The 24,185-nt window shown below is 74.0% G+C and carries 14 protein-coding genes; 6 read left to right on the top strand and 8 right to left on the bottom strand.

Annotation, left to right across the window (positions count from 1 at the left end):
• Together VM324_10900 and VM324_10895 are read right to left on the bottom strand one after the other, a co-directional pair.
• Positions 1-315, bottom strand: a 315-nt coding sequence (locus VM324_10900) for a hypothetical protein (GenBank protein HVL99787.1), incomplete at its 3' end; no start/stop codon positions are given.
• A 496-nt stretch (positions 316-811) separates the two neighbouring features.
• Complete coding sequence (locus VM324_10895) at positions 812-4,120, bottom strand: tetratricopeptide repeat protein (GenBank protein HVL99786.1); 3,309 nt, start codon at positions 4,118-4,120, stop codon at positions 812-814.
• 126 nt (positions 4,121-4,246) lie between these two features.
• On the opposite strand from VM324_10895, the gene VM324_10890 reads away from it, so the two are divergent.
• Positions 4,247-5,962: a PEP-utilizing enzyme gene (locus tag VM324_10890; protein ID HVL99785.1), complete on the top strand. Its 1,716-nt coding sequence runs from the start codon at positions 4,247-4,249 to the stop codon at positions 5,960-5,962.
• 4 nt (positions 5,963-5,966) lie between these two features.
• Here VM324_10890 and VM324_10885 read toward each other — a convergent pair whose 3' ends face one another.
• Positions 5,967-6,827: a GNAT family N-acetyltransferase gene (locus VM324_10885; protein HVL99784.1), complete on the bottom strand. Its 861-nt coding sequence runs from the start codon at positions 6,825-6,827 to the stop codon at positions 5,967-5,969.
• Positions 6,828-6,979: 152 nt separating this feature from the next.
• On the opposite strand from VM324_10885, the gene VM324_10880 reads away from it, so the two are divergent.
• The 4 genes from VM324_10880 (at position 6,980) to VM324_10865 (ending at position 14,906) form a co-directional block, all read left to right on the top strand.
• Positions 6,980-7,417: a nuclear transport factor 2 family protein gene (locus tag VM324_10880; protein HVL99783.1), complete on the top strand. Its 438-nt coding sequence runs from the start codon at positions 6,980-6,982 to the stop codon at positions 7,415-7,417.
• Between the two features lie 58 nt (positions 7,418-7,475).
• Positions 7,476-12,344 (top strand): AMP-binding protein, encoded by a 4,869-nt coding sequence (locus VM324_10875; protein HVL99782.1) that lies wholly within the window; start codon positions 7,476-7,478, stop codon positions 12,342-12,344.
• Between the two features lie 10 nt (positions 12,345-12,354).
• Positions 12,355-13,566 (top strand): FAD-dependent monooxygenase, encoded by a 1,212-nt coding sequence (locus VM324_10870; GenBank protein HVL99781.1) that lies wholly within the window; start codon positions 12,355-12,357, stop codon positions 13,564-13,566.
• 119 nt (positions 13,567-13,685) lie between these two features.
• Positions 13,686-14,906, top strand: a complete 1,221-nt coding sequence (locus tag VM324_10865; protein HVL99780.1) for a right-handed parallel beta-helix repeat-containing protein — start codon at positions 13,686-13,688, stop codon at positions 14,904-14,906.
• Positions 14,907-15,085: 179 nt separating this feature from the next.
• Here the strand turns inward: VM324_10865 and VM324_10860 are convergent, their stop codons facing one another.
• Genes VM324_10860 through VM324_10840 form a run of 5 tightly spaced genes read right to left on the bottom strand, consistent with a single transcriptional unit; the run spans position 15,086 to position 22,371 of the window.
• Positions 15,086-18,322: an amino acid adenylation domain-containing protein gene (locus VM324_10860; GenBank protein ID HVL99779.1), complete on the bottom strand. Its 3,237-nt coding sequence runs from the start codon at positions 18,320-18,322 to the stop codon at positions 15,086-15,088.
• Positions 18,319-19,314 carry an MBL fold metallo-hydrolase gene (locus VM324_10855; protein HVL99778.1) on the bottom strand — a complete coding sequence of 332 codons (996 nt, stop codon included), beginning with the start codon at positions 19,312-19,314 and terminating at the stop codon, positions 18,319-18,321. The genes VM324_10860 and VM324_10855 overlap by 4 nt, the downstream gene beginning before the upstream one ends.
• Positions 19,307-19,771: a VOC family protein gene (locus VM324_10850; GenBank protein HVL99777.1), complete on the bottom strand. Its 465-nt coding sequence runs from the start codon at positions 19,769-19,771 to the stop codon at positions 19,307-19,309. Before VM324_10850 ends, VM324_10855 begins: the two co-directional genes overlap by 8 nt.
• On the bottom strand, positions 19,768-21,171 hold the full coding sequence (locus VM324_10845; protein HVL99776.1) for an aspartate aminotransferase family protein: 1,404 nt from the start codon (positions 21,169-21,171) through the stop codon (positions 19,768-19,770). Before VM324_10845 ends, VM324_10850 begins: the two co-directional genes overlap by 4 nt.
• Before the next feature lie 3 nt (positions 21,172-21,174).
• Entirely contained in the window at positions 21,175-22,371 is a 1,197-nt protein-coding gene (locus tag VM324_10840) for a glycosyltransferase (GenBank protein HVL99775.1), read from the bottom strand.
• 71 nt (positions 22,372-22,442) lie between these two features.
• Between VM324_10840 and VM324_10835 the strand changes: the two genes are divergently transcribed.
• Positions 22,443-24,182 (top strand): non-ribosomal peptide synthetase, encoded by a 1,740-nt coding sequence (locus VM324_10835; GenBank protein HVL99774.1) that lies wholly within the window; start codon positions 22,443-22,445, stop codon positions 24,180-24,182.
• The last annotated feature ends 3 nt before the right edge of the window (positions 24,183-24,185 follow it).

The raw sequence follows: 24,185 nt of genomic DNA, 5'->3' as shown, positions 1-24,185 counted from the left end.
GCCCCCACCCATGATCGCCACACCCGCGTCGAAGCCGCGGACCTCACCGTTCATCACCATCGAGCCCGTCACCTGCCGGAACAACACCCCCGCACGGTCACGGCTGCCCTGCACCAGCTCACCCGAAGGACGCGCCGCCGGATCCCCGATGATCGCAAACCCGTTCAGGTTCACCGTCACGTTGTTCGCACCGATGATCAACCCATGACCCGGACACGGACCCAGATTCGCGTCGAGGGTCACGTTTTGGGTGATCACGTCACCGCACTGCACGTGGTTCGCCGCCGCCGGTACCGCGGGTAGCACGACGAGCATGCTGAGCACCAGAGCAACGACGACGGTGTGACGCAGAGCGCGCACCTGAGTGGCTTGTTCCATTTTGGTCCCCCTCGACCGTGTTTATGAGGAATTGAGTCGGGCGGCGAAAGGTGGCCACGCAGGAGCCGCCACGTGACCTTCGCCACTTCTCTTGCGCCGGAGCGCTGCAGCCACCGCGGCCGCCGAGGACCGAGCATGGCCCATCCGGACTACGCGGGCATCGGTAGGAACTACCTATTGTTGGGGAAGCGCTCTCCGCCGCTCAGTATTGTGGAACGCACACAGAGTGATGCCAGCGCGCGCTGCCCGCGCGAGCCGGCTACGGCATGGCCGGGGAAATGGGTTACGGGTGCGCTTATGCCCGGCCATGGCGGGAAATCGCGTGGCGCCTCCGCGCCCGTGCGTCCGACAAATGCTTTGGCTCGAGGCCGCAGCCGGCCACCGGCGCGCCCCTCGTCGACAGCCCTGAGCGGACGGACCGGTGCGCGCTCGTTCAGGCGCCGGTGAGCTGAAGCTCAGGCATGGCTTCGACGAGCTCGCGCAGCTGCTGGCGCGAGCGGATGCCCAGCTTGCGGTAGATGCGCCCAAGGTGGGCGTCCACCGTGCGGGGTGACACGAACAGCCGCTCGGCCACCTCCCGGCTCGTCAGCCCCTGGACCACGAGACGGACGACCTCCAGCTCCGAGGGGGTGAGGCCTGCGCGGCCCTCTGCGCTGCGCCGCCTCCCGCCGGTGCGGCGCAGGGCGTAGCCGACGACGTCCTGGCGGGAGCGCTCCGCCCCCTCGTGCCAGGCCGCCCGCAGGGCATCGGCCGGCAGGGCCCGCCCGAGGCGGGCGAGGTCACGGTCATAGCGCTCCTGCTCCCACGGCCACCTCGCGCACCGGCAGCCCACCCGGCGCCAGCTGGCGGCGGCGGCGCCGAACAGGCGCGCCGCGAACACGAACTGCTCACGGTCGAGCGCGATGCCGGCAAGGCCTTCCAGGGAGCGGGCGACCGACTCCGTGTCGTCGGCGTCGACGTGCATCTGCAGCGCATCCGCATGGAGGAGGGCCGCCCGGTCGAGGCAGCCCTTCCTCCGCGCGCATACCGCCGACGCATAGAGGGCCGTGGCCGTCCCCTGGCTATCGGCGTGCGTGCGGGCGTGCGCGAGCGCCTCGGCGAGGAGGTCCTCCGCTGCGGCGTCGTCGCCGAGCGCGTGCGCGCAGGCGGAGGCCCCGAGCAGCATGCGGGTGAGGACATAGGGCAACCCGACCTCCCGGGCTATGGCGATCCCCCGGTCGAAGTAGGCCCGGGCGGCCTCGTAGCGCTGCAGGCTGAGCTCGACGCGCCCGAGGCCCCCCAAGGAGCGCGCCTGGAGCAGGGGCGCACGGATGGCCTGGGCGACCTGGCGGCACTCCGCGAAGAGGGCCTCCGCCTCCGGCAGGTCCCCGCGACGGCGGGACAGCTCACCGAGGAAAGCGAGCGTCTCCCCCGTCCGGAAGCGGTCCCCGAGCGCGCGGGCGATCTCCAGCGCCTGGCGGATGCGGGTCTCGCCGACGGCGTCGTCGCCGAGGTCCATGGCCGCCCAGCCCTGGCCGACGAGGGCGAAGGTCTCCGCCTGCCGGTCGCCGAGCTGCCGCGCGACGTCGTAGCACTCGGCGAACAACGGCAGGGCGGCCTTGTAGTCGACGCGAAGCATGTGCGCCTGACCGCAGCGACCGAGGGCGTCGACGAGGCACCTCATGTCCTGTGCCCTGCGCGCCCGGAGCACCCCCTCCTCGAGGAGCTCTGCCGCGGCCGCGGGGCTCCCCCGGTACATCCGGACGGAGCCGAGCAGCGTGAGCGCCCGCGCCGCCGCGGCGGGGTCCCCCAGCCTCTCGGCGGACCGAAGGCTCTCCTCCCCCCGGACCTGTGCGGTGGCGAAGTCACCGAGCATGGCTGCGAGGAGCCCGGCTCCCCACGCCGCCTTCAACCGCACGTCCTCCGGCACCCCGGAGCCCGCGGCGGCGAGGCATCCCTCGAGGAGGTTGGCGCCCTTGCGCAGGTAGCCGCGAAGGCGCCAGAAGGCCGCCATGGCCCCGGCGATGCGCAGCGCCTGCTCCACCTGGCCCGCGGCAAGGCTGCACTCGATGGCGGCGATGATGTTGTCGTGCTCGCCTTCCAGGCGCGACAGCCAGTCCTGCTGCGTCGCGCCAGTCAGCTCGGGCTCGGCCTGCTCGACGAGCTCGGTGCACCAGGCGACGAAGCGGCTCCTCACCCGGTCCGCCTCCCCCGACTCCACAAGGCGCTCCCGGGCGAACGCCCCGATGGTCTCGAGCAGGCGGTAGCGGGCATGCCGGCCCGCGACCTCCGCGACCACGAGCGACCGCTCGACGAGTGATGCGAGGAGGTAGAAGACGTCACCGGTCAGTCCGTCGCCGTCGCACACCTTCTCGGCCGCCTCGAGGGTGATCTCCCCCGCGAAGACCGACAGCCGGCGCAGCAGGGTCTGGTGACGATCGGGGAGGAGATCGAAGCTCCAGGCGATGGCCGCCTCGAGCGTGCGATGCCGGGCAGGACCGCCTCGCCGACCGGAGGTGAGCAGCCGGAACCGCTGCTCGAGGCGTTCGAGGATCGCGGCAGGGCTCATCGCGCCCGCTCGCGCCGCGGCCAGCTCGATCGCCAGCGGGTTGCCGTCGAGGCGCCGGCAGATCTCGGCGACGTCGGCCAAGGTCTCACGCGTCAGGGCGAACGTCTCCACCTGCGCGCCCGCGCGCTCGCAGAAGAGGCGGATGGCCTCCGACGACTCGAGCGCCTCGCAGCTGTCGTCCGGAGCCGGCAGCGCCAAGGGGGGAACCTGCCACACCCGCTCGCCCGGGACGCCGAGCGGTTCCTGGCTCGTGGCGAGCACCGTGAGGTGCGGGCAGGCGGGCAACAGCGCCTGCACGAGGTCGGCACATGCGGAGAGGACGTGCTCGCAGTTGTCGAGGACGAGCAGGAGCTGACGGTGGCGCAGCCCGGCCACGAGCGTCTCGGCCAGCTCCTCGCCGGCGTGCTCGCGGATGCCGACCGCCGACGCGACGGCGTAGGCGACGAGGCGGGGAGCGGCGACGGGCGCCAGCTCGACGAAGCAGGCGTCACCGGCACGCTCGGGCAGCAGGCGCGTCGCGGTTTCGAGCGCGAGACGGGTCTTGCCGACCCCCGGACCGCCGGTCAGGGTCACGAGACGCGTCCCGCCGAGCAGGCCCGCGACCTCGCTGAGCTCCCGTTGACGCCCGACGAAGCTGCTGAACGGGACGGGCAGGTGGTGTGCCGGCTCGGTGGCGCTCGCCGGCGGGTCGACGAGCATGGGGGCGTGACCGCGGTCCTCGGTTCCGGGACGTTCGCCGACGGCGGTTGCCGGGGCAGCGTGCGGGCGGACGCCGTGGTCGCGCCAGAGGCGCTGCACGGTGTCGGGACTCACGCCGGCATGCGCGGCCATGGCGCGCACCGTCCACCGCGCATGGCCCGGCGGTGGAGGTCGGTGGCTCACGTCGAGGATCAGCCGGACCTTCTCCGGCGGCAGCGTCGACCGCCGGCCGCGGCCCTGCTTGATCCTCGCGATCCCGTCGAGGCCAGCCTCGATGAACCGGCCACGCCACAAGGTGACGGTGGGGCGGCTGACACCGAGCTCCCAGGCGATGCGGCTCGTCGACGCTCCCTCGCTCGCCCGCAGGACGATACGCGCCCGGCGGGCCAACGCGGAGTCGTCGCCGCGGGCGCTCCACTCCTCGAGCGTGCGTCGGTCGGCGGGGGTCACCGAGAGCGCTGCCGCGTCCTCGTGAGCTGCCTCGTCCTCGGTCACCCCTCGCCCCCTGTGAACGCAATTGCCGTACAGCGCCCACGCACGGTACGTCCCCCGGAGCCGGCTGGTAAGTGCGCCGAACACTGACCTCCCCGAACCGGGCTACCCGGGGGCTATCCTCCCGGCGTGCCGAGCCGCCCAGAGCATCCCCTGGCGTTCGCGCCGCCGGGACCCGGGGCGTGGAGCCTCGACACCGCGCACTTCCCCCGGCCCGCCACGCACTTCGTCATCGAGGTCTTCGGGGACGCGGCCCGGCGTGGCTTCCAGGAGGCGACGGCTCGCTACGGGCTCCTGCTCGACCACATCGCATGGGGGTTCGTGCACCGGTGGGCCTATCTCTGCCCGCGTCCCGTGCCCGCCCTGACCGAGGCTGGCGCCGGGCTGGCGAGGCGGGACTGGGACCGCCTCGTCGACGCCACCCCCGCGCTCGCCACCCGTCTCGCCACGAGCGCCCGCGTGTTCACCGACCGGCCGTGGCGTGAGGACGTGCGCGTGTGGGACGAGCACACCAAGCCCCGGCTGCGTCGCGGGCACCTCGCGCTGCAGGCAGCAGCCCCGTCGGGCGGCCACGCGGGGGAGCTCGCAACCCATGTGGACCGCTGCCGGGACAACCTCGTGGGGTCCGTCTACCATCATCACCGCTTGAACGTCGCTCCCGTGGTCCCCGCCGGCGACTTCCTCGTCCACGCCGCCGAGTGGACGGGTCGCCCGCACGGTGAGCTCGTGGCGCTCGTGCGCGGCGACGGTCCGTTGGCGGTCGGGGCGGCTCCGCAGCTTGCTCGCCTGGCCGAGGCGCTGCGGGAGGACCCCGCAGCTGCGGCGGCGCTCGCCGGCGGCCCGCCCCCGGAACGGGTGCTCGCCGCCCTCACGGCACGCCCCCCGCCGGTCGGCCCGGCAACGAGCGACTACCTCGTCCTCGTCGGCGGCTGGAGCGTCGGGAGCGGGTCCGACGTGGGAGAGCCGTGCCTGCGTGAGATGCCGCAGCTCCTCGTGGAGACGATCCGCGCCGCACGGTCCGGTCGGGTCCGCAGCGAGCCGTCCGAAGAGCTCGCGGACCGCCTCAGCGGCGTGCGGGCCGCCGTGCCGCGCAGCAGGCGGGAGGCCTTCGACGGGCTGCTCGCCGAGGCGCGGGCCACCCACCGGGTGCGTGACGAGCGGGCCACCTACTGCGACGTGTGGGCGTACGGGCTGGCGCGCCGGGCGATCCTCGCCGCGGGCAGCCGCCTCGCCGACGCCGGCGTCATCGCCCAGCCGGAGCACCTCGTCGAGGCCGGACGGCAGGAGATCCGCTCGTTGCTCGCGGGTACAGCCGGGCTCTCGGGCGATGAGCTCGCCGCGCGGGCCCACTACCGCGAGCACGCGTCGGAGGCCGGGGTTCCGACCGTCCTCGGCGACCCCCCGCGCCGGCCGATACCCGTCGAGTGGCTCCCCGCAGGCGCTGACCGCACCGAGCGTGCGTTCCGTGCCTACGTGCGGGCGATGTCGGAGGAGGCGGCGCCGGTCGAGGCACGGGCTCCCGCGGCCTCCGTGCACGGCCTCGGGGCGAGCCCCGGCACGGCCACCGGTCGTGCCCGCGTCATCCGCAGCGCCGCGGAGCTCGACCGCATCGCCCGGGGCGACGTCCTCGTGACCTCGTCCACCACCCCGGCGTTCAACGCGGTCCTGCCCCTCGTCGGAGCGATCGTCACCGACCGCGGCGGCCTGCTGTCGCACGCCGCCATCGTCGCCCGCGAGCTCGCCATCCCCGCCGTGGTCGGCACCCGGGAGGCGACGAGGAGGATCCCCGACGGCGCCCTGGTCGTCGTCGACGGCACCGCCGGCGCGGTCGCCGTGCGTGACTAGCGCGTCACAACCACGCCGGGTTCGGCAGGTACCACGGTGGGGGGCCGAGCCCCCGGGTGAACGTCGGCCCGCTCGGGTGAACCGTCAAACCGGCCCCGCGGACGAGCTCCACGGCCCATGCCTCGGCGCCGAGCGCGGGAACGGCGACCTGGCGGTGTGGATCGGCCGCACCGAGGCAGCGCACGAGCAGCGCGCGGGCGGCTTCCGCATCGGTCGCGGCGAGGAGCGCGACCCGGTTCTGGACGAGCACGGCGTATCCCCGGCATGCACCCTCGTCGACCACCCACCAGCCGGCGGCGTGGTCGAGCAGCACGTCGAGCTCCGCCGCGTGCGGGCCGCCGCGCACACCCCGGTCGACCTCGGCGGCGAGTTCGCGGTCCGCGTCACGCCCGTCACGCACCACCGCCGCCTCGTGGGCCAGCCCCGCGCGCCGCACCGTTCCCACCGCACGCAGGCCGGCATGCTCGGCGAACCCCGCTCCACCGTAGAGCCGGGTCGCCCGGGGGTCCTGCGACGACAGCACCATGGCGCGGGCAGCGTCCGCGCTCGTGACCATCGACGCCTGCAGCACCTGCCGGCCCAGCCCGCGGCCCTGCGCAGCAGGGTCCACGACGAGCAGCGACAGTCCCCAGAAGCGCTCGCGGCGAAGGGCCAGTGCGGCTGCGGCGAGGCCGTCGTCACCGTCTACCACCCAGGCGCCGTCGCCGTGGAAGGCGAGCAGATGGCGCAGCCGGCCGTGGCTCGCGGCCGTCTCCGCCTCACTCGGCGGACCGTCGGAGGGCGTCGGCAGGTCGAGGCGGCGGGCGAGGTCGTCGAAGCACCGGGTCGACAGCGCGTCGACCGCCGCGACGTCGTCGGGTCTCATCGGCCGCGGCCGCGGAGCCTCACCCATACCTGACCGCCTTCCGCACGACGTCAACGGGCGCACCCTAATGGGAGGCGCTGCCGCTTCGCTACACGAGCGCGGGTGCCATACTCCCGCCGCAGCGCCCCACCCCATCAACGGCAGGAGACCCCATGGCCGCCCACGACGACGGACCCGCCGCGCAGGTCGTACGCGCGGTGCACGCAGCCTTCAACGACCGCGACCGCGACCGCTTCCTCGGCTGCCTCGCCGAGGATGCGGTCTGGAACGTCGAGGGCAACAACCCCATGGCCGGGTCATACCTCGGCCGCGAAGCTGCCTGGGAACGCTACTTCGCCCCCCTCTGGCCCTCTCCCGCACGCGTCGAAGACGACGAGATCGTGGTCCACGGCGAGCACGTCGTCGCCTTCGCCGAGGCGGTGCACGACTTCGGGGAGGGTCCGCGAGGCTGGAAGACCGTCGAGGTCTTCCGCGTCGTCGACGGGCACGTCAGCGAACGCTCGGCGTTCACCACCGGCCAGGAGGAGCTCGACCGGTTCCTCACTCGGGGCTGCGCGGCCGGTTCCGATGCGGCCGATCTCGCCGGGTGAGACGGGCGGTGCGTGACCGCGCGGCGCCCTCGCACCCGCGGGCGCCGCGGCGACCACCATGACGGCGAACGGCGGGCTGCACGCTCGCCTCCGGCAGGCAGGCGCCGCCCGATCCGACGTGGTCGCGATGACGGTCGACGGGCGCGGGGAGCTCACGTACGGCGCCTGGCAGGAGCGAGCCGATGCCCTGGCGCGGGGGCTGCGGCGCGAGGGGATCCCTCCCGGCGAGCGGGTGGCCCTGCGGTTCGACGCGGCGAGCTGGCGCGAGTACGCGGCGGCCTACGTCGCGGTCCAGCGAGCGGGCGCCGTCCCCGTCCCGCTGCCGGGCGACCTGGCCGGGCCCGCCCTGAACCGGACGCTGCACGCCTGTGGGGTGTCGGTCGTCGTCGGGGCCGACGGCCTGCCCCTGGGCGACGCGGGGGTTCCCACGGTCGCCGTGGGGGACCTCGACAGCGCCGGGCGAGGCCTGCCGCCGGTCTCCCTCGACCCGCCCGGGCCCCCAGCCGAGCTGCTCGCGGTGCCCCACCCGCTCGCACCGCCCGAGATCGTGACTCGCACCCCCGACGTTCGCGCCGGACCGTGGGGCGCCGGGGACGCGCCGCCGTGCGCACCGCCGCTGCTGCACGCGTTCCCCCCCGGGACGCTGGCCGGCCAGGACGCGCTCTTCGCGCTGCTCGCCGACGACGCCCTGCCGTCGGTGGTGCTTCCCGTCTTCGCCGTCGACCGGTGGTGCGCGCTGGTGTCGCGGCGGGGCATCACCGCCTGTGCGCTGCATCCCGCAGCTGCGCACGCCGTCCTCGAGTCGGGGCTGCTCGCTGTTGACGACGTCGCGCACGTCACCCGGCTCGTCCTCGCCTCGGGGGGCGTGTCCGCAGGGCTGCTCACCCGACTCGCGGTGCTGTTCCCCCGCGCCGCACTCGTGCTCGTCGACGTGCTCGGGCACGGCCCGGCGGTGCGGACGGTCATCCTCCACGACCGGGCCCGGCCCGGCGCCGCCGGACGACCCGGCCGCGGAACGCGCGTGGCCGTGGTCGACCCCGACGGTCAGACCGCCCGTCCCGGCCAGGTCGGGCGGGTCTCGGTCCTCGCGGGGGAGGCGTCGAGCCCCGTGTGGACGGGTGACGTCGGGTACGTCGAGGGTGACGGTCTCCTCTACCTCGTCTCGGGTCGGCACGACGTCGTCGTCCATCGGGGAGCGAGCGTGTGCAAGGCGGAGGTCGCGCACACGCTGCGCGCCCACCCCGACGTCGTCGACGCGGCCGTGCTCGGACTGCCCGACGACGCCGCGGCGGACACCGTCGCGGCCGCCGTCGCCCTGCGCTCGGGGACCGCACCATCCGCGCTGCAGGCATGGGTCGGCGCCCGCATCGGCGAGGCCAACCGGCCGGGAGCCGTCTACGTCGTCGACCACCTCCCGCGCAACCGCGCCGGGGTGCTCCTTGCCGCCGAGCTCCGCCGCCGCCTCGGGAGAGGCACGGAGAGCGCTCCGGCGATCGACGTTGCGGGCGCAGCCGGCGAGCCCGCACCCGCCGAGCGGGCGGTCACAGCGACCTGGCGGCGCGTGCTCGGGCGCCGGGACATCCGGCCCACCGACGACTTCTTCTCCCTCGGAGGTGACCCCCTTGCGGGGCGCCTGATGCTCGACCTGGTCGAGGAGGCCTGCGGGGTGCGCGTGCCCTATGACGCCTTCGCCTCCGCACCGACGGTGGCGGGCCTGACCGTGGCGGTCGAACGGCAGGCTCCCGCGCCCGAGGGGGCGGCGGCCCCGGTCGCCTTCTCCCAGGAGGGCATGCTCTGGCACGAGCACTTCGCGCCGGGCTGCCAGAACCTGCCAGGCCTCGCGCGCCGCTACCGTGGCCCGCTCGACGCCGGGGCGCTGACGCGTGCCCTCGACGAGATCGTCGGCCGGCACGAGCCGCTGCGCACGACCTTCGCGCTCACGCAGGGACGCCTCGTTCAGCACGTGCGGCCGCACCGCCCCATGCGGCTGACGGTCGTCGACCTCGCCGACGTGGCTCTCCCGGAACGCGACGAGGAGGTCGCCCGGCGGGTGGCGGAGGCGGGACGGCGTCCGTTCGACCTCACCGCCGACGCGATGTTCGTCCCCACTCTCCTGCGACTCGGGCCGGAGGATCACGTCCTCGTCATCCGCACGCACCACAGCGTCTTCGACGACTGGTCCGTCGGGGTCTTCAGGCGGGAGCTCGCCGCCCTCTACGCCGCCTTCGCCGCCGGTCGGGCGAGTCCCCTGCCCGCGCTGCCCCTCGGCTTCCGCGACTTCGCCCGCGCGCAGCGGCGCCGTCTCGCCGGTCCGGCCGGGACGCGCGAGATGGCCTTCTGGCGACGTGAGCTCGCTGGCGCCCCCTTCACCACCCAGCTGCCGGTCGACGACCCGGCGCGTCCCGAGGGCACTCCCCAGGCCGCCGGCGAGCCGGTCTCGCTGGACCTGCCCGCGGAGGTGCACGCCGGCCTTCGCGCGTTCGCCCGGGGTCACCGCGCGACGGTCTTCATGGTCATGCTCGCCGCATACGGGGTCCTCGTGCATCGCTTCGCACGCGCAGAGGACCTGCTGCTCGCGACCGTGGTCGCCAACCGCAACCGCACCGAGCACGAGGGGCTGATCGGCTGCTTCACGAAGAAGGTGCCGCTGCGGCTGCAGCTGGGCGGCGACCCCCCCTTCACCGACGTGGTCGCGCGCACCCGCACGGCGCTGCTCGGCGCCCTGTCCCACCAGGACCTCGCCTTCGAGACCATGGTGCAGGGCGTGCTGGCGGAACCAGCCGCCGCGCACGGCCTCGTGCCGCACGTCGCCCTCGTCTTCCAGGGCGAGACCCCCCGCGAGGAGCTCGCCCTTCCCGGCTCGGCGTCGACCGGCTTCGCGACCGCCGCGTCGGCCCGCCGCGCCCACTTCGCGGCTGAGGACGGCGCCACCCCCGACCAGCCGGCAGTGGCGTGGGGCGCGGGCCTCTACCAGGGGACGTTCGTGATCGTGTCGGTGGCCGAGACCGACGACGCGCTCAGCTGCGTCGCCCGTGGGGCCTTCCACGGGCCGGCGGTGCGCCGGCTGCTCGACAGCTACGCGACGCTGCTCGCCGACGCGGTCGCCGACCCCTCCCGGCCGGCCTCGCGGCTGCGCATCCTCGACGAGCGGGATGCCGCTCAGGTGGTCGGTCGCGCGCGTGGCCCCGCCTCGGAGGTGCCGGCAGTGACCGTCCACGACGCCTTCCGCGCCCAGGCGCGACGGATCCCACAGGCCGTGGCCGTCCGCACACCCACCCGGGCCATCACCTACGCCGACCTCGACGCCCGGTCCGATCGGATCGCCGGGCGCCTGCAGGCCGCCGGCGTCGAACCCGGCGCGACCGTCGGCATCGCGCTCGGCCCCTCGACCGCCGCCGTCGTCGCCGCCCTCGCCGTGTGGAAGGCAGGGGCCGCGTGGGTCGCGCTGGACCCCGTGGACGAGCGCCTCCCACAGATCCTCGCGAAGACCGCCGCGGGCGTCGTCGTCGGCGACGATCCGCACGGCAGTCTCTCCCGCTACGTCCCGCTCCGCGCCGCCGAGCTGGTCGACGACACCAACGATGCCCCGCCGCTCGACCCCCCCGCCCTGTCGCCCGACGCCACGGCGACCGTCTTCTTCGGCAGCGGAGCGTCCGCGGTCCCCGACGGCGTCGCGCTCGACCACCGCAACCTGCTCCACCTCGCGGCCGGGCTCCGTGGGCTCCTCCCACAGGGGGGCGACCCACGCCGGATCTGGCTGCCCGCCCCCACCCGTGACGGCTTCGTCCGCCAGCTCGTCGCCCTCCTCGACGGTCACCGCCTGTGCGTGGGCGACGACGGGACGCCGGGCGACCCCAAGCGGATCGTGGCCCTGGCCGCCACGGGGATGATCGACCTTTTCGACTGCGCACCCGAGGAGGCCTCGGCGCTGCTCCAGGCCGGCCTGCCCGACGCGCTCGAGCGGGCTGGGCGTGCAGATGCGGAGCCGGTGCTCGTGGTGGGCGGGCGCCGGGGCCTCGACCAGGCGGCGTGGCGGCGACTTCGCGGGGCGACGACCCTGCGCTCCCTCGCCGTCTACGGCCCGCCGCAGTGCGCCTTCGCCGCGACCGCCGCCGTGGTGAGCGACCACGCCCGGCCGGTGGCGGGACGCCCGCTCGCGAACATGGACGCGCTGGTCCTCGATACCCAGGGACGCCCCGTGCCGCCCTGGGCCACCGGTGAGCTGCACCTCGGCGGCCCCGGCGTCATGCCTGCGGTCAGCGCGCCGGCCCCCGGACCCTTCGTGCAGACCCCGGCCCGCGGAGCCGCTCCGCGACTCTGGCCCACCGGCCAGCTCGCACGGGCGCTGCCCGACGGGACGGTTGAGCTGCTCGGATCCCGCGACGCCGTGGTCGACCTGCGGGGCTTTCGGGTCGACGCGGAACGCGTCCGCGCCGCCGTGCTCGGGGTCCCGGGTGTCCGGGGGGCCGCCGTGACCGTCCACCGCGACGAGCACGGCGACCCGGCCCTCGTCGCCCACGTCGTCCCGGAGGGGCGGCCTCCCAGCGTCGCGGACGTCCGGCGGGCCTTGTGGGCACGGCTGCCCGGCTACGCCTGCCCTGCGGCGATCGTGGTGGCCGTAGAGGGCCCGGGCGCGGACCCGACCGGATCGGCTGACGGCTCCGCCTCCCCGGAAACCACCGGTGCGGGCGGGGCGGCACGCGTCCTCACGGCGTTGTGGGCGGACGTCCTCGGCGTCGACGAGGTCCCCGCGGACGGCAACTACTGGCAGCGCTTCTCCTTCCTCGAGGTGCTCGCGCGCGCCCGGGAGGCCGGCCTGCCGGTCGCCGCTGCTCACGTGACCCGCAACCGCACCGTCGACACCCTCGCCGCCGACATCGCCGCCAACCGGCCGCCCTCCGCCACCGTCGAACGATCCCCGGGCTGAGGAGGGCGACGTGGAGGATCGGCGCGCGGTCATCGTCGTCGGCGCAGGCCCCGTCGGGCTGACCGTCGCGCTCGCGCTGCGCGCCCGCGGCGTCCACGACCTGCTCGTTGTCGAGGCGGAGCCGGCGAACCGCGCTCGCCCGGGCAGCCGGGCGATCTTCCAGCACCGCGCGAGCCTCGAGCTCTACGAGCGCAACCGCCCCGGCCTCGGGTGGGAGCTCGCCCGGCGGGGCGTGGTGTGGCCCACGAAGCGGACCTTCTTCGAGGGCCGGGAGGTCTACGCGAAGACCTACCCCCCATGGGACGGCTCGCGCCTGCCCCCGCTCACGAGCCTGCCGCAGACCACGATCGAGGGGGTCCTGCTCGCGGCCTGCGCGGCGGCCGGGGTCGACGTCGCATGGGCCTGGCCGGTCCGCGGCGTGCAGGTCGACGGCGACGTCGTGGAGCTCACGGGCCCCGACGGCGAGCGCAGGACCTCGCCGTACGTCATCGCCGCGGACGGTCCCCGCTCCACCGTGCGGGCCTGTCTCGGTGTCGCGCTGGAGGGCGAGCGGTCCGACGCCCCGTTCGTCGTCGTCGACGTCGCCGAGGCCGACGAGGGGCCCCTTCCGGTCGAGCGGGTCTACCACTACCGCCATCCGGCAGTGGACGGGCGCAACGTCCTGCTCGTGCCGTTCGCGGGCGGCTGGAGGATCGACGTCCAGCTGCGCCGGGGCGACGACGCCGACGCGCTCGGCAGCGCCGAGGGCGCACGCGCCTGGGTCCGCCGGATCCTGCCGACAGGCTACGCCAACCGTGTCACCTGGGTGTCGACGTACCGGTTCCAGCAGGCGGTTGCCGAGCGCTTCGTCGACCCCGGCCGGCGGGTGATGCTCGTCGGCGACGCGGCGCACGTCTTCGCGCCGTTCGGCGCGCGCGGGCTGAACTCCGGTGTGGCGGACGCGGACGCGGCCGCCGCGGCGGCGGTGCAGGCACTCCACGCGGCGTATCCCGCCGTGGCACACGCGGCGCTCGACACCTTCGCCGGCGAACGGCGGGCGGCGGCGCTGCGCAACCGCGACGCCGCGCGGCAGGCGCTGGCGTTCATGGAGGCGAAAGGCCTTGGCACGCGCCTCCGCCAGGAGACCGCTGCCCGACTCGCCACCCGCGTCCCCCGTTTGGGCAGGTGGCTCGACGCCGCACCGTACGGACCGCGTCTCGCCGAAGGGGGCGGTGGTTACTGACCCTCCCCTCGCGCTGGGCAGCCACAGCGCACCTTTGGGTAGATGTTCCCCGCAACTACCGGCAAATGCCAGGTTGGTGTTGACTGCCCCGTCTTGCCACCTCGACGAGGAGACGGAACGTGAACGAGACCAGTGACGTCAGTTGCGGCGAGGAGATCACCCGCAGCATCACCCTGAACAAGGACGTCGGACCGTGCTCGGGCGACGGCCTCGTCATAACTGCCGATGACATCACCGTGGACCTGAACGGGCACACCATCATCGGCGACCCCACCGCGCGGGACAGCCGGTGCCGGGCCGGCATCCTCCTCCGCGGTGTCCGCGGTGTCACTGTCCGCAACGGCACGGTCACGGGTTTCGACGCGGGCGTGGCCATCCAGGGAGGCGGTGGCAACACCGTCGAGGAGATAACCGCCGAGGACAACGTGAACTACCGGGTCCTGACCGGCAGGAACGCCGACCCCGACGACGTCGACGTCGACAACGACATCATCTGCATCTTCGGCGAAGGCATCACCGTGACCGACTCGAGCGAGAACGTCATCGCGCACAACCGCGTCTACCGAAACGGCCCACTGTCAGGGATCGCTCTCGTCGGCGACTCCAACGACAACCGTGTCGCCCACAACGACGTGCGCGACAACGACGTGCTGAACCAGACGCCGGACGGGCGACCGACGACGTGCGGCACCGGCCCCGGGCAGGGCCCCATGGGGCGCGGCCGAGCGGTGCAGAACATCGGCATCCGGGTTGAGGGCCCCGGGGCGGACCGCAACGTCATCGAGGGCAACCGCGTCAGCAGAAGCGCGATCGCCGGCATCGCCGTGCACAGCTACAACGCGCAGGCCGGCACGCCGCCGAACGACGCAACGGTCATCCGCAACAACCGCGTGTCGGAGACCGGCAAGAGCACCCACGAGATGGACCCCCACGCCCATGGAATCACCGTCATGCGAATGGGGCCGGCGTTCGTGCGCCCACCCAACGACGTCACGATCGAGGGCAACAACTCGTCGCACAACTTCGGCCACGGCATCTCCGTCGCCGGCCGGGAGTCGCGTGGCCACACCATCCGCAACAACGTCGTCAACCGCAACCGCGGCGCGGGCATCCTCCTCGAGGGCCCGTCGGAGGGCCTCGCCGGCGTGACCGACAGCACGTTGACCGGCAACCGCGGCCGCAACAACGCGATCGACGGCGTCGACGGCAACGACGACTGCGGCGCGAACCGCTGGACCCGCAACCGCTTCGGCACGGTGAACCAGCCGTGCGTCGCGAACGAGGGAAGCGGATCCGTCGCCGGCCCCACCGCGGCGGTCAGAAGCGTCAGCGCGCGCTGAGCCCGCCCAGGAATGCTCCCGAGGATGCGGCCGCTGGGATGCCCGGCGCATGGGTCAGCCAGCGCGCACGGGAGGGCGTGGCGCTGGCTGCGGGGTGATGAGGGACGAGTGCGGTTGCCTGGCCCTGTCACGCGGTTGGAGGAAGACCGTCCTTCCCGCCGTGTCGGGGCGAGCGGCGGTCATGGCCTCGCCGACTGGCGGGGATCCACGACCAGTTCGGAGAGGCGCAGGGAGACGTCCTCCGTGACAGCCCCGAGCAGCGTGTCGAGCCCCACCGCGAGGCGCTCGATCGTGTCGGCGTCGTAGAAGTCGCTCTTGTAGCGCAGCTCCCCCCAGAGCTGGGTGCCGTCGTCGAGGAACGTGATCGCAAGCGGGTGGAGCTGGCCCCGGAAGTACAGCTCGTCGGGCCCCTTGTCCGGCCCGGGGCGTTCGACCACGCCAGTGCCGGGCGCCCACTCGTCGTGCGCGGTGTGGAAGTACTGGAACTCGGTCGGCGCGGCGGCGAGCAGCGCCGCTCCCGAGGACGGGAAGTGGGGGAGCACCGCCTGCCGCACGCGCCAGAAGGGCACGTCCTGGTGCTCGAACAGCCCGAGGACGCTCTCCCGGACCCGCGCGACCACCTCGGCGAAGGGCGGATCCCCGGAGAGGTCGGTACGGATCCTCCCCACGCCGTGGAAGCAGCCGACGAGCCCGTCGAGCTCGGCATGCTGGCGCCCGCTCAGCGTCGTGCTGAAAACCACGTCCGTTGCCCCTCCGACGCGACTGCAGAGCGCCTGCACGACGGCGGCGGTCGTGACGAACACCGTGCTGCGGGTGCGCCGGGCGAGCCGCTGCAGCCGTTCGTACATCTCCGGCGCGACGGACATGGGGCGGGCGACGATGCGCCGGCTCGGTTGCTCCGGCACCCGGTCGAACGGCACGGCCGGGCCGAGCGGCATCCCCGCAAGCTTGCGCTTCCAGTAGTCGACCTGGGCCTGGAGACGCTCCTCCGCCAGCCATTGGCGCTGCCACAGGGCGTAGTCGGCGTAGGAGACCGCCAGCCGCCGCAACGCCGGTGTCCGGCCGGCCGCCAGCGCGTCGTAGGCAGCCGACAGCTCACTGAGGAACACGTACGCCGAGGTCCCGTCGCAGACGAGGTGGTCGAAGGTGGCCGCGAGCACGCAGCGCTCGTCGTCGAGCCGGTACAGGCACGCGCGCCACAGGGGTGGTGCGGCGAGGTCGAACGGCGCGGCGTCCTGCGCGGCGACCCGCCGGCGCAGCGCGTCCTCCTGCTCGGCCGGGTCGGTCGTGGTGAGGTCGGTCACATCGAGGACCGCCGGCACCTCACGCGCCACGGTCTGATGCGGCTCGCCGTCGTCGACGTGGAAGCTCGTGCGCAACGCGTCGTGGCGTTGGGCGAGGTGCCCGAGCGCCCCGCGCAGCACGGCCTCGTCCACGCGCCCGGAGAAGCGGTGCAGGGCGGTGACGTTGAAGAGGCCCGGTGGGTCGGCGGTCGTCTCGAGCCGCCACATCTGCTCCTGGGACAGGGTCAGCGGGATGCGCTGCCCCGGACGCAGCGGTTGGGGCCGCAGCGGTGGCGCCTTGGGGTCGTGGCCGCGCTCGGCATCGACGGCTGCGGCGAGCTCGGCGACCGTCGGGGCGTCGAGCAGGGCGCGCACGCCGACCGCGACACCGAAGCGCTCACGCACCTGGGCGACGACGTGCGTCGCCTGCAGTGAGTGCCCCCCGAGGTCGAAGAAGTCGTCGTCGACACCGACGTCGGTCACGCCGAGCACCCGCGACCATATGGCGACGATCGCCTCCTCGGTCGGCGTGCGCGGAGCCACCCACCGGGTCGGCAGCTCGGCGCGCGCGTCGCCGGGGGGCGGCAGCGCCTCCCGGGCGACCTTGCCGTTGGGCGACAGGGGCAGGCCGTCGAGGTGGACGAACGCGCCCGGCACCATGTAGGAGGGCAGGCGCTCGGCGAGGAAGCGGCGCAGCCCCCCCGGCTCGGCGGGCTCCTGGCCGCCCACGACGTAGGCGACCAGGCGCCGGTCCCCGGGGCTGTCCTCGCGGGCGACGACCACCGCCTCGGTAACGGCGGGGTGGCGGGTGAGGACGCTTTCGACCTCCCGGCACTCGATGCGAAATCCCCGCACCTTGACCTGCTCGTCGACGCGCCCGACGAACGCGAGGTTGCCGTCGGGCAGCACCTGCACGAGGTCGCCGGTGCGGTACAGGCGGGCTTCCGGCGCGGTGGAGAAGGGGTCCGGCACGAAGCGCTCAGCGGTGAGATCTGGGCTGTTGAGGTAGCCGCGGGCGACGCCGACCCCGCCGATGTGGAGGTCGCCGGGGGTTCCGGCCGACACCGCCTCGCCGCGCGCGTCGAGGATGTGCAGCGTCGTGTTCGCCAGGGGGCGCCCGATCGGCGGGTCGACCCCGTCGGGCAGGCGCGCACCCACCGGCGGTTGGTAGGCCGTGGCGAGCACGCTCGTCTCGGCGGGCCCGTAGGCGTTCACCCACGGCACCACGTCACCTCCCACCTCGAGCCACGAACGGTAGGCCGAACCCAGCGCCCTCTCACCGCCTACCACGACGAGGCGGACGTCGCCGGGGACCCGCTCGTCGTGCGTCGCGAGGTCGCGGACCCACTCGTGCCAGTACGCCGTCGGCAGGTTGAGCACGGTGGCCCGCAGGCGCCGCAGCCACTCCACCCACGCGCGCCCGAGCACCGGGACGTCGTCGGGTCGCAGGACCACCGCACCACCGGACGCCCACGTGGGGAAGATCTCCTCGACGCTCACGTCGAAGCTGATCGAGCAGAACTGCACCACCCGGTCGTCGGGGCGGAGCCCGTAGAGCTCGCGGACGGCGAGGCTGTGGTTGACGAGTCCCCGGTGGGCGAGCATGACACCCTTGGGCTGGCCGGTGGAGCCCGAGGTGTACATCACGTACGCGAGGTGGTCGGGGTCGGCCGCGGCGTCCGGGCGGTCCGCGGGGTTGCGGGCCACCTCCGACCAGTCGGCGTCGAGCCGGACGACGGGGCCGGGGTAGGCGGGGAGCGCCCCGGTGAGGCGGTCGACGGTGAGCACGACCGGCGGCGCGGCGTCGGCGAGCATGAACGCAAGGCGCGCCGCGGGGTAGGCGGGATCGAGGGGCAGGCAGGCGCCGCCTGACTTGAGCACGCCGAGGAGGGCGACGGCGAGGTGGACCGAGCGCTCGACGCAGACGGCCACCGGGACGTCCGGACCGACCCCGCGGGCCCGCAGGTGGTGCGCGAGCCGGTTCGCGCGGTCGTCGAGCGCCGCGTAGGTCACCTGCTCGTCGCCGCCGACGAGCGCGACGGCTCCGGGGGTGCGGTCGACCTGAGCCTCTACGAGGGTGGCGAGCGTCGCGTCCTCGGGCAGCGGCATGGTCGGGCCGCGCAGCGTCGTCACAGCGGCAGCTCCAGCAGGTCGCTGCCGACCGTCACCTCGCCGTCGAACGTCCCGCGCAGTCCGCGCAGCCAGTGCTCGTCCGGCAGGACGTCGTCGCCGGGTACGAAGTGCGTGAGGACCAGCCGGCCGACCTCCGCCTCGCTGGCCACCTTGCCCACCTGGCTCAGCGCGGTGTGGGCCGTGAAGAGATGATGCTCGCGCTGGCTGGCCTCCCAGCTCACCTCCTCCGGACGCTGCGCCCAGATGTCGTCGGCGAACACCTCGTGGACGAGGACGTCGGCGCCACGCGCGAGCGCGACGAGGTTCCCGCACGGCGCCGTGTCGCCCGACACGACGACCGAACCGTCGGCGGTGTCGAACCGGTAGGCGAAGGCCGGGAAGACCGGGGCGTGCTCGACGAGCACGGCGGTCACCCGCACGCGGTCGTCCTCGGCCACGAGAACCGGCGCCATGGGCGGAGCCACACGCCCCGGGCCGGCCTCGAGGTCGGGCGGCAGCGCGATCTCGTGCGGCACGACCAGCTCGGTGAGGTCGGTGCGGCCCGCCTCACGGATCCGCACGTTGATGTCGTAGGCGTGCGCGGCGATCTGCGAGCGGGTGAGGTCGGCGAGGCCGGGCACGGGGTTGGAGGCGTTGACGATGGACAGGGGGCGGTCCGCCGGGCGCTCCGTGGTCGGCGCAGGCAGCCGGCCCGCGCTGCCGGGCCCGTAGACGTCGACCGGTGGACCCCACTGCAGGATGGGCCACCCGAGCAGGAAGAGGTTGAAGTAGTCGCAGGCGTGATCGGAGTGAAGGTGGGTGAGGAACACCGCGTGCAGGCTCGACAGCAGCCGGGCGCGGCGCAGCTGGCGGGTGACGCCGCTGCCGCAGTCGACGAGGTAGGCGCGACCCCCGGCGACGACCGCCTGGGAGATGCCCGCCCGCACCGGCGACGGGAGGGGCCCGCCGGCGGTCCCGAGCAGCACGAGCCTCGTGCCCGATCCGCTAGCCATCTGCCCTCCCGGGCTGGTGGAGCTCGATGGTGACCCCGTCGAGGCTGCGGAGGTAGGCGACCTTCGTGCCGGCCCGGGGACCGTGCAAGACCTCGATCGGCGCCTCGCTGACCGGCCGGGCCCCGCAGGCCACCGCGTGGGCATGGGCGGCGGCCATGTCGTCCACCCGCAGGCAGACGTGGACGTTGCCGGGGTGGGCAGTCCCCGGGTCGTAGGGGGCCTCCGGGCGGTCGAGGTAGTGCAGGAGCTCGAGCGCGACGCCACCGGGCAGATCGAACCAGCACGAGTCGATCCGCACGCCGGGGTAGCCGACCAGCGTGCCGAGCTGGGGACCGTCGAGGGTGCGGCGGTCCCGCGGGGGAGCGCCGAGCAGGCGCTCCCAGAAGGCCGCGGCAGCGGCGAGGTCGGTGACGGTGATGCCGACGTGGTGCACGCCCCCGAAGGCGGTGCCGCTCATCCTCCCGGGGCCCCCATGGCGAGCCCCTGTTCGACCTCGGTCAGCGCCTCGTCGAGGAGCGCGAGCCCACGCCGTGCAAGCGTCTGGCTGACGACGAGCGGCGGCGTGATCCGCACGACGGCGCCCCCGCCGGCGACGAGCACCCCACGCCGGGCGAGGGCTGCGAGAAGCTCCCGCCCGACCTCGGGGGGGACGCGCTCCTTCGTCTGCCGGTCCCTGACGAGCTCGAGGGCGAGCAGCAGCCCCTGCCCGCGGACCTCACCGATCATGGGGTGGCGCTCGGCGAGCTCGCGCAGCCCGGCGAACAGCTCGCCGCCCACGCGGCGCGCGCCGGCCAGGACGGTGCCGTCGGCGAGCAGGTCGAGCGTCGCCGCGCCCGCGGCGCACGCGAGGTTGCCGCTTGCGAACGTCGACGCCCCCGCTCCGGGCTGCCCGAAGGGCAGGACGTCGAGGATCTCGCGGCGCGAGGCGATGAGCGAGACGGGGTACCCCGACGCAAGACCCTTGCCCGCGATCAGGATGTCGGGCACCACCCCGGTCTGCTCGAACGCCCACATGGAGCCGGTGCGCCCGACCCCGGTCAGGATCTCGTCGAAGATGAGCAGCGCACCGGTGCGGTCGCAGAACTCGCGCAGGTGCGACAGGAACGCCGGCGAGTGGACGATGGCTCCGCCGACGCCCTGGACGGGCTCGATGATGACCGCCGCCAGCCGCCGCTCGCTCGACTGCGCGTACACCCGGTCGACGAACGCCGCGCACGCGTCCTCGCAGCGGTCGCGCTCCAGTCCGAGCGGGCAGCGGTAGCAGTACGCGTTCGCGCTGTGCAGGACCCCGGGTGCGAAGGGGCCGTAGCCGTGCTTCAACGGGAACCCGCCCATGAGCGACATGGCCCCGAGGGTGCGTCCGTGCCAGGCGTCGAAGAACGAGATGAACTCGTAGTTGCCCGTGTAGGCCTTGGCCAGGCGCATGGCTGCCTCGACCGCCTCCGCTCCGGTCGTGTACATCTGATAGGTCTGCAGGCTCGGCGGCAGCGTTCGCGAGAGCGCCTCGAAGAACGCCACCCGCGGGGGTGTGGCGAAGTCGAAGAAGTGCAGCAGCCGGCCGGCCTCGGCAGTCAGCGCCTCGACGACGGCGGGCGGGGCGTGGCCGAGGTTCGTGACGACGATCCCCGACGAGAAGTCGATGAAGACGTTGCCGTCCACGTCCCGCACGAGCGCTCCCGAGCCGTCGTTGATCACCAGACGCAGGGACTGCGCGGGGAACGAGGCGTTGCTCGCGTGGAAACGTGCGTCGCGCTCCCACAGGGCCGCCGAACGCGGCCCCGGGATGTCGGTGTGCACGGCGGGAAGGCGCTCCTCGTCGAGGTCCGCCAACCGGTCTTCGAACCGCAGACCCGTCATGGTCTACAGCGGAGCCCGGGTCAGCGGCGCGCGCTCCTCGGCCAGCCGTTCCAGGAGGCGGACGGCCTCCGCGGGGTGGGGCATGCGGGCGATCTCCTCGGCGACCTCCCGGCTTCGCCGCCGGTACGTGGGCTGGCGCAGCAGGGCGAGGACAGCGGTCCGCACGGCCTCGGCGGTGACCTCGTGCGGCAGCAGCCGGCGTGCCACACCGGCGGCCACGCACGCCTCCGCGTTGTGGAACTGGTTCGCCCGCTGCGGAAGGACGAGCAGCGGCAGCGCGTGGGCGAGGATCGGCAGGATCGCCGTGCCGCCCTGGTTCACGACGACGTCGCAGAAGGGCAGCAGCAGCGCCTGAGGGATGAACCGCTCGATGTGGACGTTGTCGGGTTGGGGGCCGAGCGCTGCGGGGTCGTTCTGGTTGCCCACCGTGACGATGACGTTGAGGTACTCGTCGCGCAGGCCCTCCAGCACGGCGGCGAAGACCTCCTGCCCCCGGTCGAAGATCGTGCCGAGGCTCACGTAGACCGTCGGCGCGGGCCGCAGCTTGGAAACCCACGAGGGCAGCGTGTCGCCGCCGGGGTCGACGTCGGTGTTGCGCATCGGGTGGGCGACGGCGATCTCACCGATCTCGGCCGACTGCAGGCTCGGCGGGCAGACGTCGAGGTAGAGGTAGCGGAACAGCCCCCCGTGCTCCCCGAGGTCGACGTCCCACCGGTCCCACAGCGGGTGGAGAATGGCCCGGGCGAGACGGGCCATGCGGAGGGGCCGCAGGAACCCGACGCTGTGGTCGGCGTAGGGCACCCCGCAGACGGCCGCGGCGACCGGACCGCCGAAGTCGGTCTCGTCGTGCACGAGGATGTCGGGTCGCCACCGCGCGAACACGTTCATGAGGTCGCCGGCGCGCTCGGGAGCGGCGACACCGGCGAGCATGCGGGGAACGAACTCGCAGAAGCGCTCCTTGCCGTGCGGCAGGGCGTGCTGCTCCGGGAAGCGGCGTGCCGCCTGCGCAAGCTGCTCCGGGAGGCTGAGGCCGGCGGGGAACGCAGCGAACCCCGTCTGCTCGATGCGGGGGCAGAAGTCCTCGGCGGTCGCGAAGGCGACGACGTGGCCGGCCTCGGCGACCGCCCGGGCCAGCGACAGCATCGGCAGGAAGTGACCCCAACCGGGAAGGCAGGTGCACATGACACGCAACGGGGCCATGGTGGCGACGGTACTGCACGGTCGAGAAGACCGTCAACGCCACCGTACGCGGTGGTAACCTTCTTGCGCGGATGAAGCCCAAGGCGACGCGTGTTCCCGATCTTCTTCGGCTTCGAACGGCCGCGGAGCCTGACGCATTGGCCCTCGTCGTGGACGGGGGCCCTGCCCTGACCTACCGTGACTGGGACGAGCGGTCGGACGCGACGGCCCGCGGCCTGTCCGCCGAGGGGGTCACCGCCGGCGCCCGGGTCGTGCTGCTGTTCGACAACGCGCGATGGACGGACTACGCCGTGTGCTACCTCGCGGTGCTCAAGCTCGGTGCGGTCGCGGTCCCGCTGTCGTCCCGCTTCTCCCCGGCCGAGCTCGCGGCGATCGCCGAGCACGCGGGCGTGGCGATGACGGTCGGACCTTCCGACCTCACCGCGTCGACGGGCTTGGATCCCGTCGTCGAGCCGGGCTTCCTCGAGCGTGCAGGCGCCGCCGCCCCCCCGCTGAGCGCGCCGTCCAGCCACGCGGGGGACCTCGCCGAGATCATCTACACCTCCGGCACGACGGGCACGGCCAAGGGCGTCGCCTGCACCCACGAAAGCATCCTCGTCCACGACCTGCCGCCGCAGGCACCAAGCGGCAGGGTCGCGTTCGTGCACGCCTTCCCGGTCGGCACGAACGCCGGCCAGGAGTGTTTGCGCATGCCGCTGCGGCGGCCGGTCACCGCCTTCGTGCTGCCGACGTTCGACCCGGACCGCCTCTGCGCGCTCGTGGCGCAACGGCGGATCTCGCGGCTGCAGCTCGTGCCCGCCATGGCGGAGATGGTCGTCTCCTCCGGGGCGGCGGCGCGCCACGACGTCTCGTCGGTCGAGCGGGTCACCCTGTCGTCCGCACCCGTGCCCCCGGCGCTGCTGCCGCGCCTGGCCGCCGCCTTCCCGAACGCCACCTTGTGGAACGCCTACGCCCTCACCGAGTCGGGCAGTGCCCGCACCCTCATGGGCTATGACCCGCGACGCCCGGGGTCGGTCGGCCGGCCCGTAGGTCGCACCGAGGTCCGGGTCGTCGACGAGACGGGGGCGGACCTGCCGGCCGGTGAGACGGGCGAGGTCTGGCTGCGGCGGGCCGGCGCGCCCCGCCGCGTGTACTACCGGGACCCCGACGCGACGGCGGACGCCTTCGCGGGCGACTGGCTGCGGACGGGCGACCTCGGCTACCTCGACGAGGAGGGCTACCTCTACCTCGTCGACCGCAAGAAGGACCTCATCATCAGCGGCGGGCTCAACATCTCCTCCGTGGAGGTCGAGAACGTCTTGTCCGCGCACCCCGCTGTGCGGGAGGCAGCGGTCTTCGGCATCCCCCACGACGTGCTCGGGCAGGCGGTCGCCGCGGCCGTCGTCGCGAGCTCGGGGGTCGAGGTGCGGCAGCTGCAGTCCTTCGCCCGCGAGCGCCTCGGGGAGCACAAGGTCCCCCGCCAGGTCTTCTTCGTCGACCGTCTCCCCCGCAACCCGTCCGGCAAGGTGCTGAAGACGGAGCTGCGCGAGCGCTTCGTGGCACGGGCGGTCACCGCCCCGGTGGCGGAGAGCCCGCGCAGCGAGGCGGAGTCGGCGGTTGTGGCGGTGTGGCAGGCCGTGCTGGGACGCGAGGGCATCAGCGTGCAGGACGACTTCTTCGACCTCGGCGGCCAGTCGCTCGCCGCCGCGCAGGTGGTCGCCCGGCTGTGCGACGCGTTCGACATCGACCTGCCGGTGACCGCCGTCTTCGAGCAGCCGACGGTGGCCGAGCTCGCCCGCGCGGTCGAGCACGCCGTCGCCGAGGCCCGCTGACCC

The organism is Egibacteraceae bacterium, assembly GCA_035540635.1.
GTDB lineage: Bacteria > Actinomycetota > Nitriliruptoria > Euzebyales > Egibacteraceae > DATLGH01.
This window is presented reverse-complemented; position numbering and strand designations above follow the sequence as displayed.

Coding starts and splice junctions, on each gene's coding strand:
- VM324_10885 (HVL99784.1), bottom strand. CDS start 6,827: ATGAGACCCGACGACGTCGCGGCGGTCGACGCGCTGTCGACCCGGTGC.
- VM324_10880 (HVL99783.1), top strand. CDS start 6,980: ATGGCCGCCCACGACGACGGACCCGCCGCGCAGGTCGTACGCGCGGTG.
- VM324_10875 (HVL99782.1), top strand. CDS start 7,476: ATGACGGCGAACGGCGGGCTGCACGCTCGCCTCCGGCAGGCAGGCGCC.
- VM324_10855 (HVL99778.1), bottom strand. CDS start 19,314: ATGGCTAGCGGATCGGGCACGAGGCTCGTGCTGCTCGGGACCGCCGGC.
- VM324_10850 (HVL99777.1), bottom strand. CDS start 19,771: ATGAGCGGCACCGCCTTCGGGGGCGTGCACCACGTCGGCATCACCGTC.
- VM324_10845 (HVL99776.1), bottom strand. CDS start 21,171: ATGACGGGTCTGCGGTTCGAAGACCGGTTGGCGGACCTCGACGAGGAG.
- VM324_10840 (HVL99775.1), bottom strand. CDS start 22,371: ATGGCCCCGTTGCGTGTCATGTGCACCTGCCTTCCCGGTTGGGGTCAC.
- VM324_10835 (HVL99774.1), top strand. CDS start 22,443: ATGAAGCCCAAGGCGACGCGTGTTCCCGATCTTCTTCGGCTTCGAACG.